The organism is Streptomyces sp. Y7, from assembly GCF_043195415.1.
Lineage (GTDB): Bacteria > Actinomycetota > Actinomycetes > Streptomycetales > Streptomycetaceae > Streptomyces.
On sequence record NZ_JBIDDQ010000009.1, the window covers coordinates 256278 to 274521 of the forward strand.

Here is an 18244-nt window from a genome sequence, read left to right on the forward strand (position 1 = left end):
CATGACTGGACGGCCACTCGAACGATGCGGGCTACGCGAAGCCCTCGCTCAGCTCCTTGGTGCGGAAGACGGGGAGTTCTCTCCTGACGACCTCGCCGACGTCTTGTGGATCTCACGACTTGCCGGACTGATGCCCCTGGCTGATGCTCCCTCTCGCCCCAGCACAACTAGGAATGAGGCGTCCAGGGGTGGGCAGACCCGTGACGTCAATGAGGACGGATCATCTACATCAGACGAAGCACATACAGGGAGCTCTGACGGCACCGTCCAGTCCGAGGGCGAGCCCAAGGTGCGGCTCCGATCGTTTCCTCGTAGCCGAGTCAGTGACTCCGGCAGTAATTCTGATCACGTCGTCCGAGTGACCCGCCCCCCGGACCTCTCTGGCTCCTTGGCAATAGGACGGGCACTGCGCCCTCTTCGGCAACTAGTGGATGCCCGCGGCGTGTCCTGTCTCGACGAGGAGGCCACCGCTCAAGCCAGCAGCGAAGCTGGTCGGCTACTCCCCGTATGGCAACCAATCCAGGAGCCGCGTTTCTCCGTCGACCTAGTGGTAGACACCGGCGCCACCATGGCGGTCTGGCATGGCCTAGCAGTGGATTTTTACGACCTACTAGAACGGCATGGCGCATTCGCGAGAGTACGTTGCTGGGCTATGAATACGGACTCTTCAGTCCCATTTCTAGCTCCGTTTCACCGCAGGCGTTCATACCGTGCGCCGCATCGAGCCTCCTCACCGCATTGGTTCCCGCCTTTCCAAGACCCCTCAGGTCGTCGGATCTTGTTCGTGCTCACCGATGCTGTCGGTCCGGCATGGTATGGGACTAAACTCCCTTCGCTTCTGGGTGAGGCTGCCGGCAACCGCCCGACGGCAGCGCTGCAAGTTTTGCCTCGACGGTTGTGGCACCGTACGGCCCTACGTACGGCCCCAGTAGAGGCTAGTGTCATTGACGTGCGTCGTCCCGTTCCTAACGTTCGCGCAAGAACGGGAGCACCTGGCGATATCCGGGCAGCGCGGGGGGTTGCGAATCGGGGGGTCGCGCGTTGGGTTCCGGTCATGGAGGTTGATGGCGGCTGGCTCGCTCCCTGGGTAGAGCAGATTGCAGGACATAGAGCTGGGTGGGTCCCGATGCTTGCGGCTCCGGTGCAGGGAATGAGCCCTCCACGGCGCTCCAAGGAATTTTCGTTGAAGAAGACGTCTGCTGCTGAGCAAGTTGCACGTTTTCGCAGCGGGTGTTCGCCCGATGCCTATCGACTGGCCTGTTATCTCGCGGCGGCGCCTCTAAGCTTGCCTGTCATGCGTTTGGTACAGAAGGCTGCCGTCCCTAATTCGAAACAAACTGACCTTGCAGAATTGTTTGTTTCAGGTCTAATCACTAGGAAGAAAGGGCTACCAGCGGCCGAGGACCCGGACGACGAGATTTATGATTTTCGCACGGGTGTCCGAGAAGAGCTGCTGACTGAACTCACCCGAGGGGAGTCCGTACGTCTCCTTGAGCAAGTCTTGCCGAAGGTTTCTAGTAGAGTAGCGGCGACTTTCGGAGGGACTCTCGACTTCAGAGCCCTAGCCTCACTGGTAACTGAATCTGAGGCCGTGGCGCCGCTGACTCGGCTCGACGAACGAAGTTTGCCCTTCGCTGAGGTTGCTGTAACTGTTCTTGCTGGCGCGGGAGGCCAGCATCTTTCAATCGCCCGCCAACTCGCTGCAGCCGTACGCGACCGATCTCGCTCTGCTGCCATGTTCCTAAATTCGGAAAGGTCCCGCCATGTTCACGAAGGGCCGCGCAGAACCCGGCCTAAGAGCGGGGATACCCTTGTTGGCACCGTGGTCAGGGTTGCATCGGACGTAGTAGTCGTCGACCTCGGTGATCAAATACTCGGATACATCCCAATTCGTGAATTGTCCGTCAAGCACGACGTCGACCCGAACGAGGTCGTCGCCGTGGGCGATGAAATCGAGGCCCTGGTCCTGCAGATGGAGGACCAGGAAGGCCGTCTGATCCTCTCGAAGAAGCGCGCTCAGTACGAGCGTGCCTGGGGCGCTCTCCAGAGGATCAAGGAAGAGGACGGGGTCGTCACCGGTACCGTCATCGAGGTCGTTAAAGGTGGTCTCATTCTCGACATCGGCCTCCGCGGCTTCCTGCCGGCCTCCTTGGTCGAGATGCACCGTGTCCGCGACCTCCAGCCCTATGTGGGCGTGGAGCTCGAGGCCAAGATCATCGAGCTGGACAAGAACCGCAACAACGTGGTCCTGTCCCGTCGTGCCTGGCTGGAGCAGACCCAGTCCGAGGTCCGCCAGACGTTCCTCACGACCTTGCAGAAGGGTCAGGTCCGTTCCGGCGTGGTCTCCTCGATCATCAACTTCGGTGCCTTCGTGGACCTGGGTGGCGTCGAGGGTCTGGTGCATGTCTCCGAGCTGTCCTGGAAGCACATCGACCACCCCTCTGAGGTTGTCGAGGTCGGCCAGGACGTTAAGGTTCAGATCCTGGATGTCGACATGGACCGCGAGCGTGTCTCCCTGTCGCTGAAGGCGACCCAGGAAAACCCGTGGCAGCACTTCGCCCGCACCCACCAGATTGGCCAGGTCGTGCCCGGTAAGGTCACGAAGCTGGTCCCGTTTGGTGCGTTCGTCCGCGTGGACGAGGGCGTCGAGGGCTTGGTCTCCAACTCCGAGCTGGCCGAGCGCCACGTTGAGATTCCGGAGCAGGCCGTCCAGGTCGACGACGAGATCTTCGTCAAGGTCATCGACATCGACCTGGAGCGTCGCCGAATCTTCCTGTCCCTCAAGCAGGCTAACGAGTCCTTCGGTGCCGACCCGATGGCGGTCGAGTTCGACCCGACCCTGTACGGCATGGCCGCGTCGTACGACGACCAGGGCAACTACATCTACCCCGAGGGCTTTGACCCGGAGACCAACGACTGGCTGCCGGGTTACGAAAAGCAACGCCACGAGTGGGAACGCCAGTACGCCGAGGCAGAGGCCCGCTTTGAACTGCACCGTGCCCAAGTCAGCAGAAGTCGCACTGAGGCCTTGCCACTGGCGCAGCATGCGCTGCAGATCACCGAGGCCGCTCTCGGCCCCGACCACCCCGACACCGCTAACCGCCTGGACAACCTCGCCAGCACCCTGTCGGACTTGGGCCGTCACGCTGACGCCTTGCCGCTGAAGGAGCGGGCGCTGCAGATCACCGAGACCGTCCTCGGCCCCGACCACCCCGACACCGCTAACCGCCTGGACAACCTCGCCAGCACCCTGTCGGACTTGGGCCGTCACGCTGACGCTTTGCCGCTGAAGGAGCGGGCGCTGCAGATCACCGAGACCGTCCTCGGCCCCGACCACCCCGACACCGCTAACCGCCTGGACAACCTCGCCGTCACGCTGTCGAGCCTGGGCCGTCACGCTGACGCTTTGCCGCTGAAGGAGCGGGCGCTGCAGATCACCGAGACCGCCCTCGGCCCCGACCACCCCACCATCGCTAGCCGCTTGGGCAACCTCGCCAGCACCCTGTCGAACTTGGGCCGTCACGCTGACGCCTTGCCGCTGAAGGAGCGGGCGCTGCAGATCACCGAGACCGCCCTCGGCCCCGACCACCCCACCATCGCTAGCCGCTTGGGCAACCTTGCGGTCACCCTGTGGAACTTGGGCCGTTACGCTGACGCCTTGCCGCTTGAGGAGCGGGCGCTGCAGATCACCGAGACCGCCCTCGGCCCCGACCACCCCGACACCGGCCTCCGCCTGAGCACCCTCGCCGTCACGCTGTGGAACCTGGGCCGTCACGCTGACGCCTTGCCGCTTGAGGAGCGGGCGCTGCAGATCACCGAGACCGCCCTCGGCCCCGACCACCCCGACACCGGCCTCCGCCTGGACAACCTTGCCGTCACCCTGTCGGACTTGGGCCGTCACGCTGACGCTTTGCCGCTGGCCGAGCGGGCGCTGCAGATCACCGAGGCCGCTCTCGGCCCCGACCACCCCGACACCGCTACCCGCCTGGACAACCTCGCCAGCACCCTGTCGGACTTGGGCCGTCACGCTGACGCCTTGCCGCTTGAGGAGCGGGCGCTGCAGATCACCGAGACCGCCCTCGGCCCCGACCACCCCGACACCGGCCTCCGCCTGGGCAACCTCGCCAGCACCCTGTCGGACTTGGGCCGTCACGCTGACGCCTTGCCGCTTGAGGAGCGGGCGCTGCAGATCACCGAGACCGCCCTCGGCCCCGACCACCCCGACACCGCTACCCGCCTGGACAACCTCGCCAGCACCCTGTCGGACTTGGGCCGTCACGCTGACGCCTTGCCGCTAGAGGAGCGGGCGCTGCAGATCACCGAGACCGCCCTCGGCCCCGACCACCCCGACACCACTAACCGCCAGCACAACCTCACGGCGCTGCGCGAACGGCTCACGGACGCAAGACGGAACGAACCGCGCGCGAACATGTAAAGGCGGCGGCAGAGAGAGTGAGTACATTCGATTAGGTGTTGCGCGCTCCATCAGGAGATACCCGAGGACAAGCTCTCCCGGGTCGCCGCCTACGACTGGTTCGGGTCGGTTGCCCTGGTCCCGGCGGCGACGGCCCTGGCCGGCCCGGCGGAGGCGGCGTTCGGGCGCACCTCGGCGCTGTGGGGCTGCGCCGCGCTGGTGGTCGTCGTCACGGCGGCGGTGCTGTGCGTGCCGGACGTGCGCAACCTCCGGCGCCGCACCAAGCACGTGTCCTCGAGCGAACGGGTCGGCTCAGCCGATGCTGAAAGCCCCGTCGGGGGGCTCGGGTGAGGGCACCGCGTCCTCGTCCCGCACGGGTCGCGCGCCGCCGATGAACTCCCGTAGGGCGGCGCCGTGTTCGACCCGGGCGGGGAAGGCGTCACCGGCCATGAGCCGGGCGAGGGCAGCCGTGTCGACGGGCTCGTGCGCGGCGATCAGCACCGCGTTCCCGAAGCGCCGCCCGCGCAGCACTCCCGGTTCGGCGATCAGCACCAGCTCCTCGAACACGGCGCCGAAGTTGGCGAGTTGGGACCGCAGGAAGGCGAACGGCGCGGCATCGGCGAGATTGGCGAGGTAGACCCCGCCGCCTCTGAGCACCCGGGCGGCCTGCCGGGCGTACTCGACGGACGTCAGATGCGCGGGCACCCGGGAGCCGCCGAACACGTCCGCGACGACGACGTCCGCCGAGCCCGCGGGGGCCGCTTCCAGCCAGGCCCGGGCGTCGGCCGCGTGCAGCGCGATCCCGGCCCCCGCGGGCAGCGGCAGACACTCGACGACCAGCTCCAGCAGCCCCCGATCCGCCTCGACGACGTCCTGCCGGGACCCGGGCCGGGTGGCCGCCACATACCTGGGCAGGGTGAGCGCCCCGCCCCCGAGATGCAGCACTTCCATGGCACGCCCGGCCTCCGCGACGGTGTCCAGGACGTGTCCGAGCCGACGGGCGTACTCGAACTCCAGGTGCTCCGGATCGTCAAGATCGACGTACGACTGAGGCGCCCCGTCGACGGTGAGCAGCCAGGCCCGTGTCCGATCGACGTCGGGCATGAGCTTGGTGAAGCCGCGGTCGGTGGTCCTGGCGACGGGTATCGAGTCGTTCACTGCTCCATTGTCGGTGAGAGCCGCCGACCTCAGGGCGCGGGGAACCGCGCGACCCGGTCACACCGGGCCCGCAGTCCCCCACGCACCAGCACCAGCCTCTACGAGACGGCGGTCACGGTCCCGGCCCCCACGGTCCGGCCACCCTCACGAATGGCGAACCCGAGCCCCGGCTCCAGGGGGACCTCCCGCCCCAGCTCGACGGTCATCGTGACCGTCTCCCCGGGCCGCGCGACGCCCGCCTCGCCGAGGTCGATGTCGCCCACCACATCCGCCGTGCGGATGTAGAACTGCGGCCGGTAGCCACTGACGACAGCGGTCGTACGACCGCCCTCGCGGGCCGAGAGCACATAGACCTGCGCGGTGAACCGGCTGCGCGGCGTCACGCTGCCCGGCGCCGCGACCACGTGCCCCCGCCGGACGGCGTCCCGCGGGACGCCGCGCAGCAACAGCGCCACGTTGTCCCCGGCCTGCGCGTCGTCCATCGGCTTGCCGAAGGTCTCCAGGCCGGTGACCACGGTCTCCAGCCCGGCGCCGAGCACTTCGACCCGGTCGCCCACCCGCACCGTGCCCCGCTCGACGGCCCCGGTGACCACGGTCCCCCGGCCGGTGATGGTGAGCACGTTCTCGACGGACAGCAGGAACGGCGCGTCCACATACCGCTCCGGCATGGGAACGTAGGTGTCGACCGCGTCGAGCAGCGCCTCGACCGACGCCGTCCACTGGGGGTCCCCCTCCAGCGCCTTCAGCCCCGAGACCCGTACGACGGGCGCGGTGTCGCCGCCGTAGCCGTGCTGGGAGAGCAGGTCGCGGACCTCCAGCTCGACGAGGTCGATGAGCTCCTCGTCGCCCGCGTCGGCCTTGTTGAGGGCGACGACGATGTGGTCGACGCCCACCTGCCGGGCGAGCAGCACGTGTTCGGCGGTCTGCGGCATGATCCCGTCGAGCGCGGACACGACGAGGATCGCCCCGTCCAGCTGCGCGGCGCCGGTGACCATGTTCTTGACGTAGTCGGCGTGGCCCGGCATGTCGACGTGCGCGTAATGACGGGTGTCGGTCTCGTACTCGACGTGCGCGATGTTGATGGTGATGCCGCGCGCGGCCTCCTCCGGCGCCCGGTCGATGCGGTCGAAGGGCACGAAGGTGCCGGAGCCGCGCTCGGCGAGGACCTTGGTGATGGCGGCGGTCAGGGTGGTCTTGCCGTGGTCGACATGACCCATGGTGCCGATGTTCAGATGCGGCTTGGTGCGCACGTATGCGGTCTTGGACATGGCTGTACCTCGAAGTCTCGGCAGAGTTCTCTGCGAAGGAGATGGGGACCCCGAGGACTTGCCGACCCTCCCCCTGCGGGGTCCGCCGGACTGTCCGGAGAGGGTCAGCTTCGGGCGCCGTCGGCTGCGGTCAGGAGGACCGGAACGGCAGCCTTCGGAGCATCCGCGACTGCGGATGCTGCGAGGACGAAGGCGTGCCGGAACATGACGTCGATCATCGTCGACGCATCGCCCGACGTCGAATGGTTTTCGCGGTACGGGAGTTCAGGTGCCGATGGGTTCCGCGGTACGGGAGTTCAGGTGCCGATGGGTTCCGCCGTACGGGAGTTCAGGCGCCGATGTTCTTCAGCGCCTCCCGCACCGACAGCGGCGCGAACCGGCCGCGTTCCCGCGCCAGGAACTCCCGTACGGCCTCCGGGTCGGTCTTGGCGTACTCGCGCAGGCACCAGCCGATGGCCTTGCGGATGAAGAAGTCGGGGTGGCCGGACTGGCGCAGGCAGTAGCCGAAGAGGCGCTCGGTGTCGGTGCGCTCCTTGTAGCGCAGCTGGTGGAGCAGGGCCGTCCGGGCGACCCACAGGTCCTCGTCGCCGATCCAGGCGTCCATGTCCGCCGTGAGCTTCGGGTCGGCGGTGACGAGTCCACCGACGACATGGGCGGCGAGCAGGTCGACGGTGTCCCACCAGGAGACGGTCGCGATCAGCTGCCGGGCCACCGGCAGGAAGCCGGAGGAGCAGCGCCCCACGTGCCGGCGCAGATAGTCGACGGCGAAGTAGTGGTACTCACGCTCGGGCAGTTCCCAGCAGCGCAGGGCGACCGCGGTGCAGTCGGCCTCGTCGGGCCGCGGTGTGCCCTGGAGAACAGTGCGGGTCAGGGCGCGGCGCGCCGGGGTCGTGAGACCCAGGAAAGGGGCCACGTCCTTCATGTACGCCCGCATGGCCACGGCGCGTTCCGGGTCGGCCGCGGCGGCGTACGCGGGGACGAGCCGCGCCAGTACCGTGTCGGCCAGGACGCTGCGCGGAACTTCCAGTGTTCCCGTTCCTGTGACGCCCATGAGACGAACCATACGGCGATCACACATCTTTGTCGGTTACTGTCGCCGAATGCTCGACGATGCCACCACCCGCTCTGGGGGCACCGCCACCGCCTCGCCGCAGCCCGCCGCAGGCGAACTCGCCCTCACCGCGTCCGTTCCGGCGCCCGTACCCGCGGGCTTCGCCGCTCGGTGCGGCAGAGTGCTGCTCTCGCCCTGGTCACGGCTGTCCCTGCTGCTGGTGCTGCTCGCCGCCGCCGCCGCTTCCGTGCTGCTCTTCGAGCCGCACAAGCTCCTGGCGCACGGCTGGCCACCGCAGGTCGGCGGCCCGGTCGCGGTGGTGCTGTTCGCCGTGGGGTACGGGCTGATCACGGTGGCGTTCGTGCCGCGGCCGCTGCTGAACCTCGCGGCGGGCGCGCTCTTCGGCTCGGCACTGGGCATGGGCGCCGCCATGGCCGGCACCGTGATCGGCGCCGGCATCTCCTTCGCGCTCGGCCGGATGCTCGGCCAGGGCGCGCTGCGCCCGCTGCTGCGCGGCCGGCTGCTGAAGGCGGCGGACAACCAGTTCAGCAAGCACGGCTTCCGGTCGATGCTGGCGGTGCGGCTGTTCCCCGGTGTGCCGTTCTGGGCCGCGAACTACGCCGCCGCCGTCTCCAAGATGGGTTACCTCCCCTTCCTGCTGGCCACGGCGCTCGGCTCGATCCCCAACATCGGCGCGTACGTCGTCGCCGGTGCCCGGGCCTCGCAGCCGACGTCCCCGGTGTTCCTGATCGCGGTGGCCGCGATCGCGCTGCCCGCGCTCGCGGGCGCGGTGGTGGCCTGGCGCAAGCGCCACCACCTGCGCCGCCGCTGAGCGGGGCGGGCCCGCGCCCGGGTGGCTCAGACCGATTCGACGATCATCGCGTTGGCGAGCCCGCCGGCCTCGCACATCGTCTGCAGGGCGTAGCGGGCGCCGCGCTCGCGCATCGCGTGGACCAGGGTCGTCGTCAGCCGGGTGCCGCTCGCGCCGAGCGGATGGCCCAGGGCGATCGCGCCGCCGTGGACGTTGACCTTGTCGAGGTCGGCTCCGGTCTCCTGCTGCCAGGCCAGCACGACGCTGGAGAACGCCTCGTTGACCTCGAACAGGTCGATGTCGCCGAGGGACAGCGACGCCCTGCGCAGCACCTTCTCGGTAGCCGGGATGACGCCCGTGAGCATCAGCAGCGGGTCGGACCCGGTGACGGCGAAGCTGTGCAGCCGGGCGAGGGGGCGCAGACCGAGCCGGGCCGCGGTGTCGCTCGAGGTGATGAGGACGGCGGAGGCGCCGTCGTTGATGGGGCTCGCGTTGCCCGCGGTGACGTTCCACTCGATCTGCGGGAAGCGCTCGGCGAACGCCGGGTCGTGGTAGGCGGGCTTCAGACCGCCGAGGATCTCGGTCGTACTCCCGGGTCGTACGCACTCGTCGCGTGCGACGCCGTCCAGGGGTGCCACCTCGGCGTCGAACAGACCGCGCTCCCAGGCGGCGGCCGCCTTCCGGTGCGAGGAGACGGCGAACTCGTCCATCTGCTCGCGGGTGATCGACCACTTCGCGGAGATCAGCTCCGCGCTGATGCCCTGCGGGACGAGGCCCTCCGGGTAGCGCTCGGCGATGCCGGGGCCGAAGGGGTCCTTGCCGGGCGGCACGTTGGACCACATGGGAACCCGGCTCATCGACTCGACGCCGCACGCGACGACCATGTCGTACGCCCCCGAGATCACGCCCTGCGCGGCGAAGTGCACGGCCTGCTGGGAGGAGCCGCACTGGCGGTCCACGGTGGTCGCCGGCACGGTCTCGGGGAAGCCCGCGGACAGGGCCGCGTACCGGGTGGTGTTCATGGCCTGCTCGCCGACCTGGTCGACCGTGCCGCCGATGACGTCGTCGATCAGCGCCGGGTCGACGCCGGTGCGCTCGACGAGGGTGCGCAGGGTGTGGGCGAGGAGCTGGACGGGGTGGACGTGCGCCAGGGAGCCGTTCGGCTTGCCCTTGCCTATCGGAGTGCGTACGGCTTCGACGATGACTGCGTCACGCATGGTGCGGGCCTCCTTGGCCGCCGGGCGGTGATCTGCGCTTGGGCCGGTGTGGTGACCGGCGCGATTACCGGTGAGTAGGAAATCCGAACTCACCATAGCTCGGCGAGTTGGAAAATCAAACCCATCAGGTTGGAGAGTCGAACCAGGCCCCTAGACTGAGCGGCATGGCCGCCACCAAAGATCCGCGCCCCTGCTCCATCGCAGACGCCCTGGCCCTCGTCGGCGAGAAGTACTCCCTGCTCGTGCTGCGGGAGGTGTGCCTGGGCAACGGCCGCTTCGACCAGCTCGTGCGCAACATCGGCGCCCCGCGCGACATCCTGGCCACCCGGCTGCGCCGCCTCGTGGACGCCGGGATCCTCACGAAACGGGCCTACAGCGAGCGCCCGCAGCGATTCGAGTACCGGCCCACGCAGGCCGGGCTGGAACTGGAGCCGGTCCTGATGAGCCTCATGGCGTGGGGCGACCGGCATCTGCGCCAGGACGACGACCGCCCCATGGTGATCGAGCACGTCTGCGGCAACGAACTGGTCCCGGTCGTCACCTGCCGGACCTGCGGCGACCCGGTGCGCCACGAGGACCTCACGGCTCATCCCCAGGTGCCGGGCTGGTCGGTCTCGGGCCCGACGGCGGCGTGAGACGAACGCCGGGCCGGACGGCCGTACCCGGCACGAGGATCAGCACCACGGGTCGGTACGCCGGATCCCCACCCGGCCTCAGCACCAGGGGTGCGTCTCCAGGTACTTGGTGATCTCCTCGCGCTCCCACACCCCGTCGGCCACGACGACCCGATAGCGGCGGGAGAGGGTGTCGCCCGGCGCCAGCACGAGTTCGTCGTGGAACGCCCAGGACGGGGCCACACCGGCGAAGGGCTCGTCGCGGACGAACCAGTGGGCGGGGTGGGCGCCCCGGTCGCCGGCGTGGTCGTTCTCGGGAGCGTGCTCGAAGACGAGGGTCGCGTGGCCGTCGGTGCCGTCGTGCTCGCCGGAGTACGCGAGCCAGGGCGCCTGCTCGCCCATCAGGCCGGGGCCCTCGCCGTCCGGCGCGATGATCCGGCCGCCCCGGAAGGCGCGCGGGCCGCGCCAGAACAGGCCCGTGTAACCGGCCCTCTCCCGCCCCGCGGTCGTGGGGCTGCCGAACCGCAGCGGCTCGTCACGCCGGTTCGTCACGGCGGTCGTCCAGGTCAGGGCCCATGAGCCGGACTCCGGTTCGATGTCGTGGACCTCGATACGGCGCCGCTCGTCGGCCCACAGTTCACCGCTGTGCGGATGCCAGGTCAGGCGCTCCGCGATGACGACGCGGCCGTCCGCCGAGGAGACCTCGTCGAAGCCGGCGTGGGCCATCGACCCGACGCGTTCGGGCAGTTCGAGATACCCCTGTCCGTGGACGTAGCTGTTGCCGCCCCACAGGTTCGCTCCCGACAGATGCGACGCGGTCAGCGACAGACCCTTGTGCCAGCGGTGGTCGTTGGGCCGGTGGTCGGTGACGACGTCGCCGGCCAGGGTCCGCAGCGGGTGGACGTACGGCTTCGGCGCCTCCCAGGCGGCCTCCGCACGGTAGACGTAGGCGAGCAGCTCGACGCCGGTGACGGGATCGGTGACGGTGACGCGGTCGCCGTAGGAGTGGACGACGCGCGGCCCGGTCACGCGGCGGCCTCGTCGCGGGCGCCGGCCCGCTCGTCCGGAGTGGGCGCCCAGCCCGGCGCGCCCCCGTGCATCGCCGAGTGGAACGGGTCGCCGGGGACGATCTCGCCCGCCCGCACCGTCGCGTCCGTGAACGCCGACTTGTACAGGGCGGCGATCAGCTCCAGGCTCGTCCGCCCGTCCGCCCCGCTGCTGCGCGGCCGCTGCCCGGCGCGCATGCTCGCGAGCAGTTCCCGCAGCTGCTCCAGATGGGAACTGGGCACGTCCGGGCCGAAGTCCTGCCAGGTGGCGGCCTCGGCGTCCGGTACGCCTCGGGCCGGTGTGATGCGCCAGCTGTCGTTGCGGTGGCCGTAGAGGTGGGTCAGCTCGACGGTGGCGCGCTCGCAGTCGATGCGGATGCGGCTGACCTCGTCGGGGCTCAGCACACTGTTCACGACGGTCGCCATCGCACCGTTCGCGAACCGCACCAGGGCGGTCGAGACGTCCTCCGTCTCCACGTCGTGCACGAGCCTGCCGGCCATGGCACGCACCTCGCTCCACGGTCCGAGCAGGTCGAGCAGCAGATCCATCTGATGGATGCCGTGCCCCATCGCGGGCCCCCCGCCCTCGGTGTCCCAGCGGCCCCGCCAGGGCACGGCGTAGTACGCGGTGTCGCGGTACCAGGTGGTCTGGCAGTGCGCGACCAGCGGGCGGCCCATGGCGCGTTCGGCCAGCAGGCGCCGTACGTGCCGGGCGCCGGATCCGAAGCGGTGCTGGAAGACGATCGAGGCGTACGGGCCGCCGTCCGGGCCCTCCTCGGCCTCGACGGCGTCGAAGTCGGCGAGGCTCGGCACCGGAGGCTTCTCGCACCACACCCAGGCGCCGGCGCGCAGGGCGGCGACGGTCTGGGCGCGGTGGAGTGTGGGCGGGGTGCAGATGACGACCAGGTCGGGCCGCTGCTCCCGGAGCATGTGGTCGAGGTCGGTGTAGCCGTGGATCTGTCCGCCCGCGACGGCCCGGAACGACTCGACCGAGGCCGCGTCGATGTCGACCGCGGCGACGAGTTCGCTCTCGCCCTCCTCGGCGAGCCGGGCCAGCGCGGGCAGGTGCGAGTCGCGCGCGATGGCGCCGGTGCCGATCACGGCGACCCTGACCCGGCGGCCGGCGAGCGGAGCCGGGTGGGGCCGGTGGGTGGCGGAGGGGGAGGGGGTCTCGGATGGTGCCATGGGCGTGATCGGACTCCTCCGGGGCGACGAACTACGGGTGACCGGCTTCGCGTGCTGCAGAAATACGACAGCGTGCTGCAGAAATACGACAGGGGGTGCAGCAAGAGCGGTTCAGCAAGCGCTTTCCGCTGGCTGCAACGTAAGCGGCGGCCCCGCAGCAGGTCAACACCGGTTTACGCATGGGTGGCGTGCGCCTGCCCCGGCCCCTGTGCCGGAGCTGTCATCGCGGGACGCTACGCTGCCCCTCGACACTCGCGATCACTGCGCCGCCGACGCGTGTCCCCCATCGCCCCTTGCCACGATCAGCACTTGGACTCAGTAACTTCATGTCTTGGTTCGAATCACTCATCCTCGGGCTCGTCCAGGGGCTGACCGAGTTCCTCCCGGTGTCCTCCAGCGCGCACCTGCGGCTGACCGCGGCGTTCTCGGGCTGGGAGGACCCCGGCGCGGCCTTCACGGCGATCACTCAGATCGGCACCGAGGCCGCGGTGCTGATCTACTTCCGCAAGGACATCGGGCGGATCATCTCGGCGTGGCTGCGGTCGCTGACCAACAAGGAGATGCGCCAGGACCACGACGCCCAGATGGGCTGGCTGGTGATCGTCGGCTCGATCCCGATCGGTGTGCTGGGCCTGACGCTCAAGGACCAGATCGAGGGACCGTTCCGCGATCTGCGGATCACCGCGACCATGCTGATCGTCGTCGGCATCATCATCGGCATCGCCGACCGGCTGGCGGCCCGCGACGAGACGGGCGGGCGGCACCGCGCGGCCAAGCAGCGCAAGTCCCTGGAGAGCCTGAACGTCAAGGACGGCCTGGTCTTCGGCCTCTGCCAGTCCGCGGCCCTCATCCCGGGCGTCTCCCGCTCCGGCGCGACCATCAGCGGTGGCCTCTTCATGGGCTACCAGCGCGAGGCCGCGGCCCGCTACTCCTTCCTCCTCGCGATCCCGGCCGTCCTCGCGTCCGGCCTCTTCGAGCTCAAGGACGCGATGGAGAGCGACCACGTCTCCTGGGGCCCGACGATCTTCGCCACGATCATCGCCTTCGCGACCGGCTACGCGGTCATCGCCTGGTTCATGAAGTACATCTCCACCAAGAGCTTCATGCCGTTCGTCTGGTACCGCATCGCCCTCGGCATCGTCATCATCGTCCTGGTGACGGCGGGCGTCCTGAGCCCCCATGCTGCGGAGTCGGCGGGCTGACGAGCCCGGTCCCGCCGATGGCCCTCACCCAGCAGTTCGCGCGCATCACCCCTGAGTACCTTGAGCGGTGCCGCGTATCGGCGGCGGATTCGCCGGGGGCGGCGCCCGGTTGGGACCCGCCGCCGGAGGACCACCTCGACACGGACTGGGCGGTCTGGGGCCTCCTCCAGTACTGCCGCGCAACCGCGGCCGGCGCGGACCTGGTCACGTTGTTCGACCGGGCCATCTCCGGGGACCGCGGCGGGGACGTCGGCTTCCTCGATCACGTCGAGGTCTACGACGGTTTCGACGGCCCACCACGGCTCCTCACCGCCGCCGCTGTCGCGGACATCGCTCGCGCCCTGGCCTCCGTCGACCTCCAGGGTGTCCTCGCGGATCTGCCATCTGCCACCGGGGAGGCGGCCGCCGCGTGCGGGTTCGGGCGCGGCTTCAACGGTGATGTGCGGGCCTACCTCGTCCACCACTTCACGGCGATGCGGGAGTTCTACGACGGGGCGGCGCGGCATGGACAGTGCGTGATCGTCTGGACGGATTGAGCTCCGGTTTCACGGCCGGAGCCCCCGGTCCGGGGCGCGTTCCGAGCCTTCCGGCGGCAGGGCCCGGAATCGTGTTTCGAGCCCCGGACCTGCTGACTCACTGGTCAGTAATAGGGGTCCGCCTGAAATCCGTGACCAATCACATACGTTGCGCGTAGCCGTCCGGTAGCGGACCGTCAGCTCTTGCCCCTAGGCTTGTCGGCATGTCCCCCGATTCCTTAGGCCCTGGTTCCGTGCGGTCTGCCACCGAGGTGAACGAGGCCATTCGTGCCCTGTGGTTGCGTGCGGGCGGTTCGCTGTCCGCCCAGGAGCGCGCGGAGTACGAGCTGTTGGTGGTCGAATGGGCCGCCGCCATCCGCGGTGAGGTCATCAAAGCCGCTTGAAGAGCGGATCCTGAGAAGGACAGCCCCAGTTGACGCCGGGCAGCAGCGATCGCAGCAGCCACGCATAAGGGCGCAGGGCCGCCTTCGGGCCCGCAGGTGCGCGAGGACTTCGTCCGCCACCGGATACGGCCGCCCTCGCGGCAACAGCTCGGCCGCCCGCCCCGGTTCCCCCGCCCGAACCCGCGCACGGACCTCAGTGGCCGGCGGCGTCACGATCCACTCGTACCGGCGCGGTTTCCACCGGCCCGGTCACCCCGGGACCGAGCAGTCCAGGATCCGCCCGTCCACCGTCCCCACGACCAGCCGCTGTTGATCAGCCCGGAACGCGGCGGACGACGGCGTGACCGGGTGGCCGTGCGCGCGCAGGATGTGCCGGGCTCGCACCTCGCCCGTCGCCGTGTCCAGGATCTCCACCTCACCGGTCAGATACACGACGTACATCCTCCGCTCGTCGCCGTCGAGATCGGCGAGCGGCTTGTCGGTGCTGTGCACCCAGCGTGCCTCTCCGTCCGGCAGCCGGCGGCTCACGACGTACGTGCCCTCGCGGCCTTCCGCGTAGGTGGCGCCCGGGTTGTACGACCGACCCGCATGGATGAGGGTGTGCGTCAGCTCTACGGCGGGGCCGGACCAGGGCTGGAATGCGGACGCCGGGTCCCAGCGCAGGGGAAAGAGGGGGCGCAGGGTGGCGGGGCCGTGGGCGCCGGGAGGATCGATCGCGTGGATCCACGGCGTCTCGCCGTCCGGGCCGGGTCCTTCCACGTACAGCAGACGGGCGCTGTGTCTGACCCGCAGCGCCGGGGAGTTGGAGCGACTGGGAGCGACGTCGAGGCGTGCTGCCTCCTGGTGCGTCGGGGCGAACAGCAGCGTGGCGTGCGCGTCGCGCCCTTGCGGGCGCAGGGCGAGCCAGCCTTCGTCCGCGGCGCACAGCGCCGGGGCCGCCGGCACGTCCACGCTGTCCACCACATCGCCGTCCGCCGTCGAAATCCGCTGCACGGTGACCGCGCGGTCGACGAGTCGTCCCGTCACCTCGTCGCGCCGGTAGCCCCGGTACGTCACCCACGCCGACTCGCCGTCAGGCGCCGCCTCCACCCGGACGCTCCCCTCCCCGTCGGCGGGAAGAGTCCACCTCGGCGTGCCCGACGGATCCCAGCATTCGAGGTCCGTGTGCCGCCCGGTGGCGAGCACCCGGCCGTCGTCCAGCACCGCCAGGTCACGCACCTCCGCCCGTCGCCGCCACCGGTCCTCGGTCAGCCGCGCGACGGTGTCCAGTACACCGGGGTCGTACAGGAGCCCGCTCTCGACCATCGGATGGCGTGCCTCGTCGGGGTCGACCAGACCGGCCGGAGCGGACAGCCAGTCGTCCACCGCGACAGCCAGCTCGAAGCCCTTGCGGAAGCCGCCGTCCTTGTCCTCGGGAGAGAGCAGCATCGCGAGCCTGCCGTCCTCCAGCCAGCGCAGGTGGCGCACTTGGCGGCTCTTGCTCAGCAGATTCGTCACGCACCCGGTCTCCAGGTGCAGCAAGAGCAGTTGTCCCTCGAAGTCCCACGAGCCGTCGTAGCGGCCGGTGCCGACGGCGACGAGCGGTAGCTCGGGGTGAGGCTCAATGGCGCATACGGAGTAGCGGGAGGCGACGACGTGGCGCGGACGGAGGGTGCCGGCCTCGTACACGCCGATCCGGTGGCCCAGCCATTGGCCCGTACCGCGCCACATGACATGTCCGAGGTCACCGGCCGCGATGACACAGCCGTGACGCGCGTCGGTCACCGCCCACTCGGGCCGGCCGATCTCGGCGAGCGGCTGGTCCCCGAGTATCCGGCGGACGATCAGCTCATCCGGCACGACGATCTCCCCCCAGGTCGCGCACAGTCTGCCAGGCCCGGCCCTTTCCCGTGGCCCTCAGAGGGAACCGGCTGATCCATGACGTGATCGGGAACGGATCCACGAGGTGCGCGTACCGAGGCGAGCCGGATCGCGGACTCACCTGTCGTCAGTGCCGAGTCCAGGCAGCAGGGCGATGCGGCACCGGACGTGCAACTGTTCGGGACCGGCAGGAGTCTAGTGATCGAAGCGCCGTTCCCCCGGAAGACACCGCCCCTTTACCCGCGTTCCGACAGAGGTTCTCTCCATGCCGATGCCCCCGCACAACCGTCGCGCCTCCCGTGCAGCTGTAGCCGCCCTCGGCGCCGCCGGCCTGATCGCGCTGGCCGCGGCTCCCGCCGCCTCCGCCGATGCAGCCGCACCCGCATTGGTCATGGGAGGCATCCAGCCGATCGACGGAGTGCATCCGGGGAGCACCTTCGATCTTCCGGTCACCGTGGCGAACAAGGGCACCGAGGCCGCCGAGAAGGTGTGGGTCACCTACGCCGTCACGCGGGGACTCGATTTCGCGGAGGTTCCCTCCAACTGCCGAGCTCAACAGGTCCGGTCCTACGACGAGATGCCCGAGAGATGGACCGTGGTGTGCGGGTTCGACCGGGCGGTGGAGCCGGGGGTCGTCTACACACCCGACAGGCCGCTGCGTGTCAAAGCCCTGGACCGCGCGTTCAACGACGAGTTGCTCCTGCGCGTCGACGAAAACGATCCGGGGGCGGACGAGAACGGCTTTCCACCGGTGGCAGGGACCGCACCGGCGGTGGAACTGGTCGAAGGACAGGCCGGGGGCGCTGGATCCGCACGAGTCGTCATCGTGCCCGTCACCTCCGTCAACACGGCCGATTTCCAGGTAACGGGCGCCGCGTTGAAGGGACGCGTCGGTGAAACGGTGCCGATGACAGTGGAGTTCAGCAACGCCGGGCCCGCCTGGGTCATGGCCGAGGTGGGGGAGCGAACCGCGAGGGTCATGGTCACGCCGCCCGCCGGAACCTCGGTCGTCAAGGCCCCCGGGTTCTGCAAGGCCAAGGGTGCCGCGTACGCGTGCGGCATGAGTCAGCGGGCTCTCGACGAGGGCGGCCGGGAGACCTACACCTTCCAACTGAAGATCGACAAGCGGGTGACTCCCGCGAAGGGCTCGGTGGCGCTGAGCACCGATGCGCGACCGGCCGACCCCGACCAGTCCAACGACAAGGCCGACATCACACTGGACGTCGTAGGCGGAGCGCCGACCGGCTCACCGGGCAGCTCGACCGGTGGCGCAGGCGGGACGGCCGACGGATTGACCGGCGGATCGAACGGGGGATCGAACGGGGGTACCGTCGGCGGAACAACCGGCGGCGACGGGACCACGGCGAACGGCGGCCACCTGGCAGAGACCGGGTCCTCACCGTTGCCGGTCACGTGCGCGGCTGCCGCGGCGGTGGTCACGGGTGCGGGCACGCTCGCCCTCGTACGCCGCCGCCGGGGCCGCGGCCTGACCTGACGAC

13 protein-coding genes and 3 pseudogenes are annotated in these 18244 nt (G+C 69.6%); 9 read left to right on the forward strand and 7 right to left on the reverse strand.

Going from position 1 to position 18244, the window contains the following annotated elements; all coding sequences use genetic code 11:
- Position 1: 1 nt before the first annotated feature.
- The 3 pseudogenes from ACGFW6_RS24130 to ACGFW6_RS24140 all read left to right on the forward strand — a co-directional run.
- Positions 2 to 1510: pseudogene (locus ACGFW6_RS24130) on the forward strand (SAV_2336 N-terminal domain-related protein); the annotation flags it as partial.
- A 291-nt stretch (positions 1511 to 1801) separates the two neighbouring features.
- Positions 1802 to 4435 (forward strand): annotated as a pseudogene (gene rpsA, locus ACGFW6_RS24135) (30S ribosomal protein S1); the annotation flags it as partial.
- 42 nt (positions 4436 to 4477) lie between these two features.
- Positions 4478 to 4765: pseudogene (locus ACGFW6_RS24140) on the forward strand (MFS transporter); the annotation flags it as partial.
- Here the strand turns inward: ACGFW6_RS24140 and ACGFW6_RS24145 are convergent.
- From ACGFW6_RS24145 to ACGFW6_RS24155, 3 genes are all read right to left on the reverse strand, one after another.
- Positions 4727 to 5572: a spermidine synthase gene (locus tag ACGFW6_RS24145; protein ID WP_393513393.1), complete on the reverse strand. Its 846-nt coding sequence runs from the start codon at positions 5570 to 5572 to the stop codon at positions 4727 to 4729. The pseudogene ACGFW6_RS24140 and the gene ACGFW6_RS24145 sit on opposite strands and share 39 nt — an antisense overlap.
- Before the next feature lie 98 nt (positions 5573 to 5670).
- Positions 5671 to 6840: an elongation factor Tu gene (tuf, locus tag ACGFW6_RS24150; protein ID WP_393513396.1), complete on the reverse strand. Its 1170-nt coding sequence runs from the start codon at positions 6838 to 6840 to the stop codon at positions 5671 to 5673.
- Between the two features lie 328 nt (positions 6841 to 7168).
- Positions 7169 to 7891 (reverse strand): DNA alkylation repair protein, encoded by a 723-nt coding sequence (locus ACGFW6_RS24155; RefSeq protein ID WP_393513399.1) that lies wholly within the window; start codon positions 7889 to 7891, stop codon positions 7169 to 7171.
- A 49-nt stretch (positions 7892 to 7940) separates the two neighbouring features.
- On the opposite strand from ACGFW6_RS24155, the gene ACGFW6_RS24160 reads away from it, so the two are divergent.
- Positions 7941 to 8723, forward strand: coding sequence for a TVP38/TMEM64 family protein (locus ACGFW6_RS24160; protein WP_393513402.1), 783 nt, complete (start codon positions 7941 to 7943; stop codon positions 8721 to 8723).
- Positions 8724 to 8749: 26 nt separating this feature from the next.
- On the opposite strand, the gene ACGFW6_RS24165 is transcribed toward ACGFW6_RS24160, so the two are convergent.
- Complete coding sequence (locus ACGFW6_RS24165; RefSeq protein WP_393513405.1) at positions 8750 to 9919, reverse strand: thiolase family protein; 1170 nt, start codon at positions 9917 to 9919, stop codon at positions 8750 to 8752.
- 164 nt (positions 9920 to 10083) lie between these two features.
- Here ACGFW6_RS24165 and ACGFW6_RS24170 point away from each other — a divergent pair, with 164 nt between their 5' ends.
- The gene (locus ACGFW6_RS24170; RefSeq protein ID WP_393513408.1) at positions 10084 to 10554 is read left to right on the forward strand and encodes a winged helix-turn-helix transcriptional regulator; all 471 of its coding nucleotides are present in this window, start codon (positions 10084 to 10086) and stop codon (positions 10552 to 10554) included.
- Between the two features lie 78 nt (positions 10555 to 10632).
- On the opposite strand, the gene ACGFW6_RS24175 is transcribed toward ACGFW6_RS24170, so the two are convergent.
- Positions 10633 to 11562, reverse strand: a complete 930-nt coding sequence (locus ACGFW6_RS24175) for a PmoA family protein (protein ID WP_393513411.1) — start codon at positions 11560 to 11562, stop codon at positions 10633 to 10635.
- A complete protein-coding gene (locus tag ACGFW6_RS24180; RefSeq protein WP_393513414.1) occupies positions 11559 to 12764 on the reverse strand; it encodes a Gfo/Idh/MocA family protein in 1206 nt (401 codons plus the stop codon). Before ACGFW6_RS24180 ends, ACGFW6_RS24175 begins: the two co-directional genes overlap by 4 nt.
- Before the next feature lie 326 nt (positions 12765 to 13090).
- On the opposite strand from ACGFW6_RS24180, the gene ACGFW6_RS24185 reads away from it, so the two are divergent.
- From ACGFW6_RS24185 to ACGFW6_RS24195, 3 genes are all read left to right on the forward strand, one after another.
- Positions 13091 to 13966 carry an undecaprenyl-diphosphate phosphatase gene (locus ACGFW6_RS24185; RefSeq protein ID WP_393513417.1) on the forward strand — a complete coding sequence of 292 codons (876 nt, stop codon included), beginning with the start codon at positions 13091 to 13093 and terminating at the stop codon, positions 13964 to 13966.
- 17 nt (positions 13967 to 13983) lie between these two features.
- Positions 13984 to 14502, forward strand: a complete 519-nt coding sequence (locus ACGFW6_RS24190) for a DUF1877 family protein (RefSeq protein ID WP_393513420.1) — start codon at positions 13984 to 13986, stop codon at positions 14500 to 14502.
- Between the two features lie 203 nt (positions 14503 to 14705).
- Positions 14706 to 14885, forward strand: a complete 180-nt coding sequence (locus tag ACGFW6_RS24195; RefSeq protein WP_393513423.1) for a hypothetical protein — start codon at positions 14706 to 14708, stop codon at positions 14883 to 14885.
- Between the two features lie 249 nt (positions 14886 to 15134).
- Here ACGFW6_RS24195 and ACGFW6_RS24200 read toward each other — a convergent pair whose 3' ends face one another.
- The gene (locus ACGFW6_RS24200; RefSeq protein ID WP_393513425.1) at positions 15135 to 16724 is read right to left on the reverse strand and encodes a hypothetical protein; all 1590 of its coding nucleotides are present in this window, start codon (positions 16722 to 16724) and stop codon (positions 15135 to 15137) included.
- Positions 16725 to 17010: 286 nt separating this feature from the next.
- On the opposite strand from ACGFW6_RS24200, the gene ACGFW6_RS24205 reads away from it, so the two are divergent.
- Positions 17011 to 18240 carry a hypothetical protein gene (locus ACGFW6_RS24205; RefSeq protein ID WP_393513428.1) on the forward strand — a complete coding sequence of 410 codons (1230 nt, stop codon included), beginning with the start codon at positions 17011 to 17013 and terminating at the stop codon, positions 18238 to 18240.
- The last annotated feature ends 4 nt before the right edge of the window (positions 18241 to 18244 follow it).

Excerpts from the sequence above, each read along its gene's own strand:
- ACGFW6_RS24205 (WP_393513428.1), top strand. The coding sequence starts at position 17,011 with ATGCCGATGCCCCCGCACAACCGTCGCGCCTCCCGTGCAGCTGTAGCC.
- ACGFW6_RS24160 (WP_393513402.1), top strand. The coding sequence starts at position 7,941 with ATGCTCGACGATGCCACCACCCGCTCTGGGGGCACCGCCACCGCCTCG.
- ACGFW6_RS24190 (WP_393513420.1), top strand. The coding sequence starts at position 13,984 with ATGGCCCTCACCCAGCAGTTCGCGCGCATCACCCCTGAGTACCTTGAG.
- tuf (WP_393513396.1), bottom strand. The coding sequence starts at position 6,840 with ATGTCCAAGACCGCATACGTGCGCACCAAGCCGCATCTGAACATCGGC.
- ACGFW6_RS24185 (WP_393513417.1), top strand. The coding sequence starts at position 13,091 with ATGTCTTGGTTCGAATCACTCATCCTCGGGCTCGTCCAGGGGCTGACC.
- ACGFW6_RS24165 (WP_393513405.1), bottom strand. The coding sequence starts at position 9,919 with ATGCGTGACGCAGTCATCGTCGAAGCCGTACGCACTCCGATAGGCAAG.
- ACGFW6_RS24155 (WP_393513399.1), bottom strand. The coding sequence starts at position 7,891 with ATGGGCGTCACAGGAACGGGAACACTGGAAGTTCCGCGCAGCGTCCTG.
- ACGFW6_RS24195 (WP_393513423.1), top strand. The coding sequence starts at position 14,706 with ATGTCCCCCGATTCCTTAGGCCCTGGTTCCGTGCGGTCTGCCACCGAG.
- ACGFW6_RS24170 (WP_393513408.1), top strand. The coding sequence starts at position 10,084 with ATGGCCGCCACCAAAGATCCGCGCCCCTGCTCCATCGCAGACGCCCTG.
- ACGFW6_RS24180 (WP_393513414.1), bottom strand. The coding sequence starts at position 12,764 with ATGGCACCATCCGAGACCCCCTCCCCCTCCGCCACCCACCGGCCCCAC.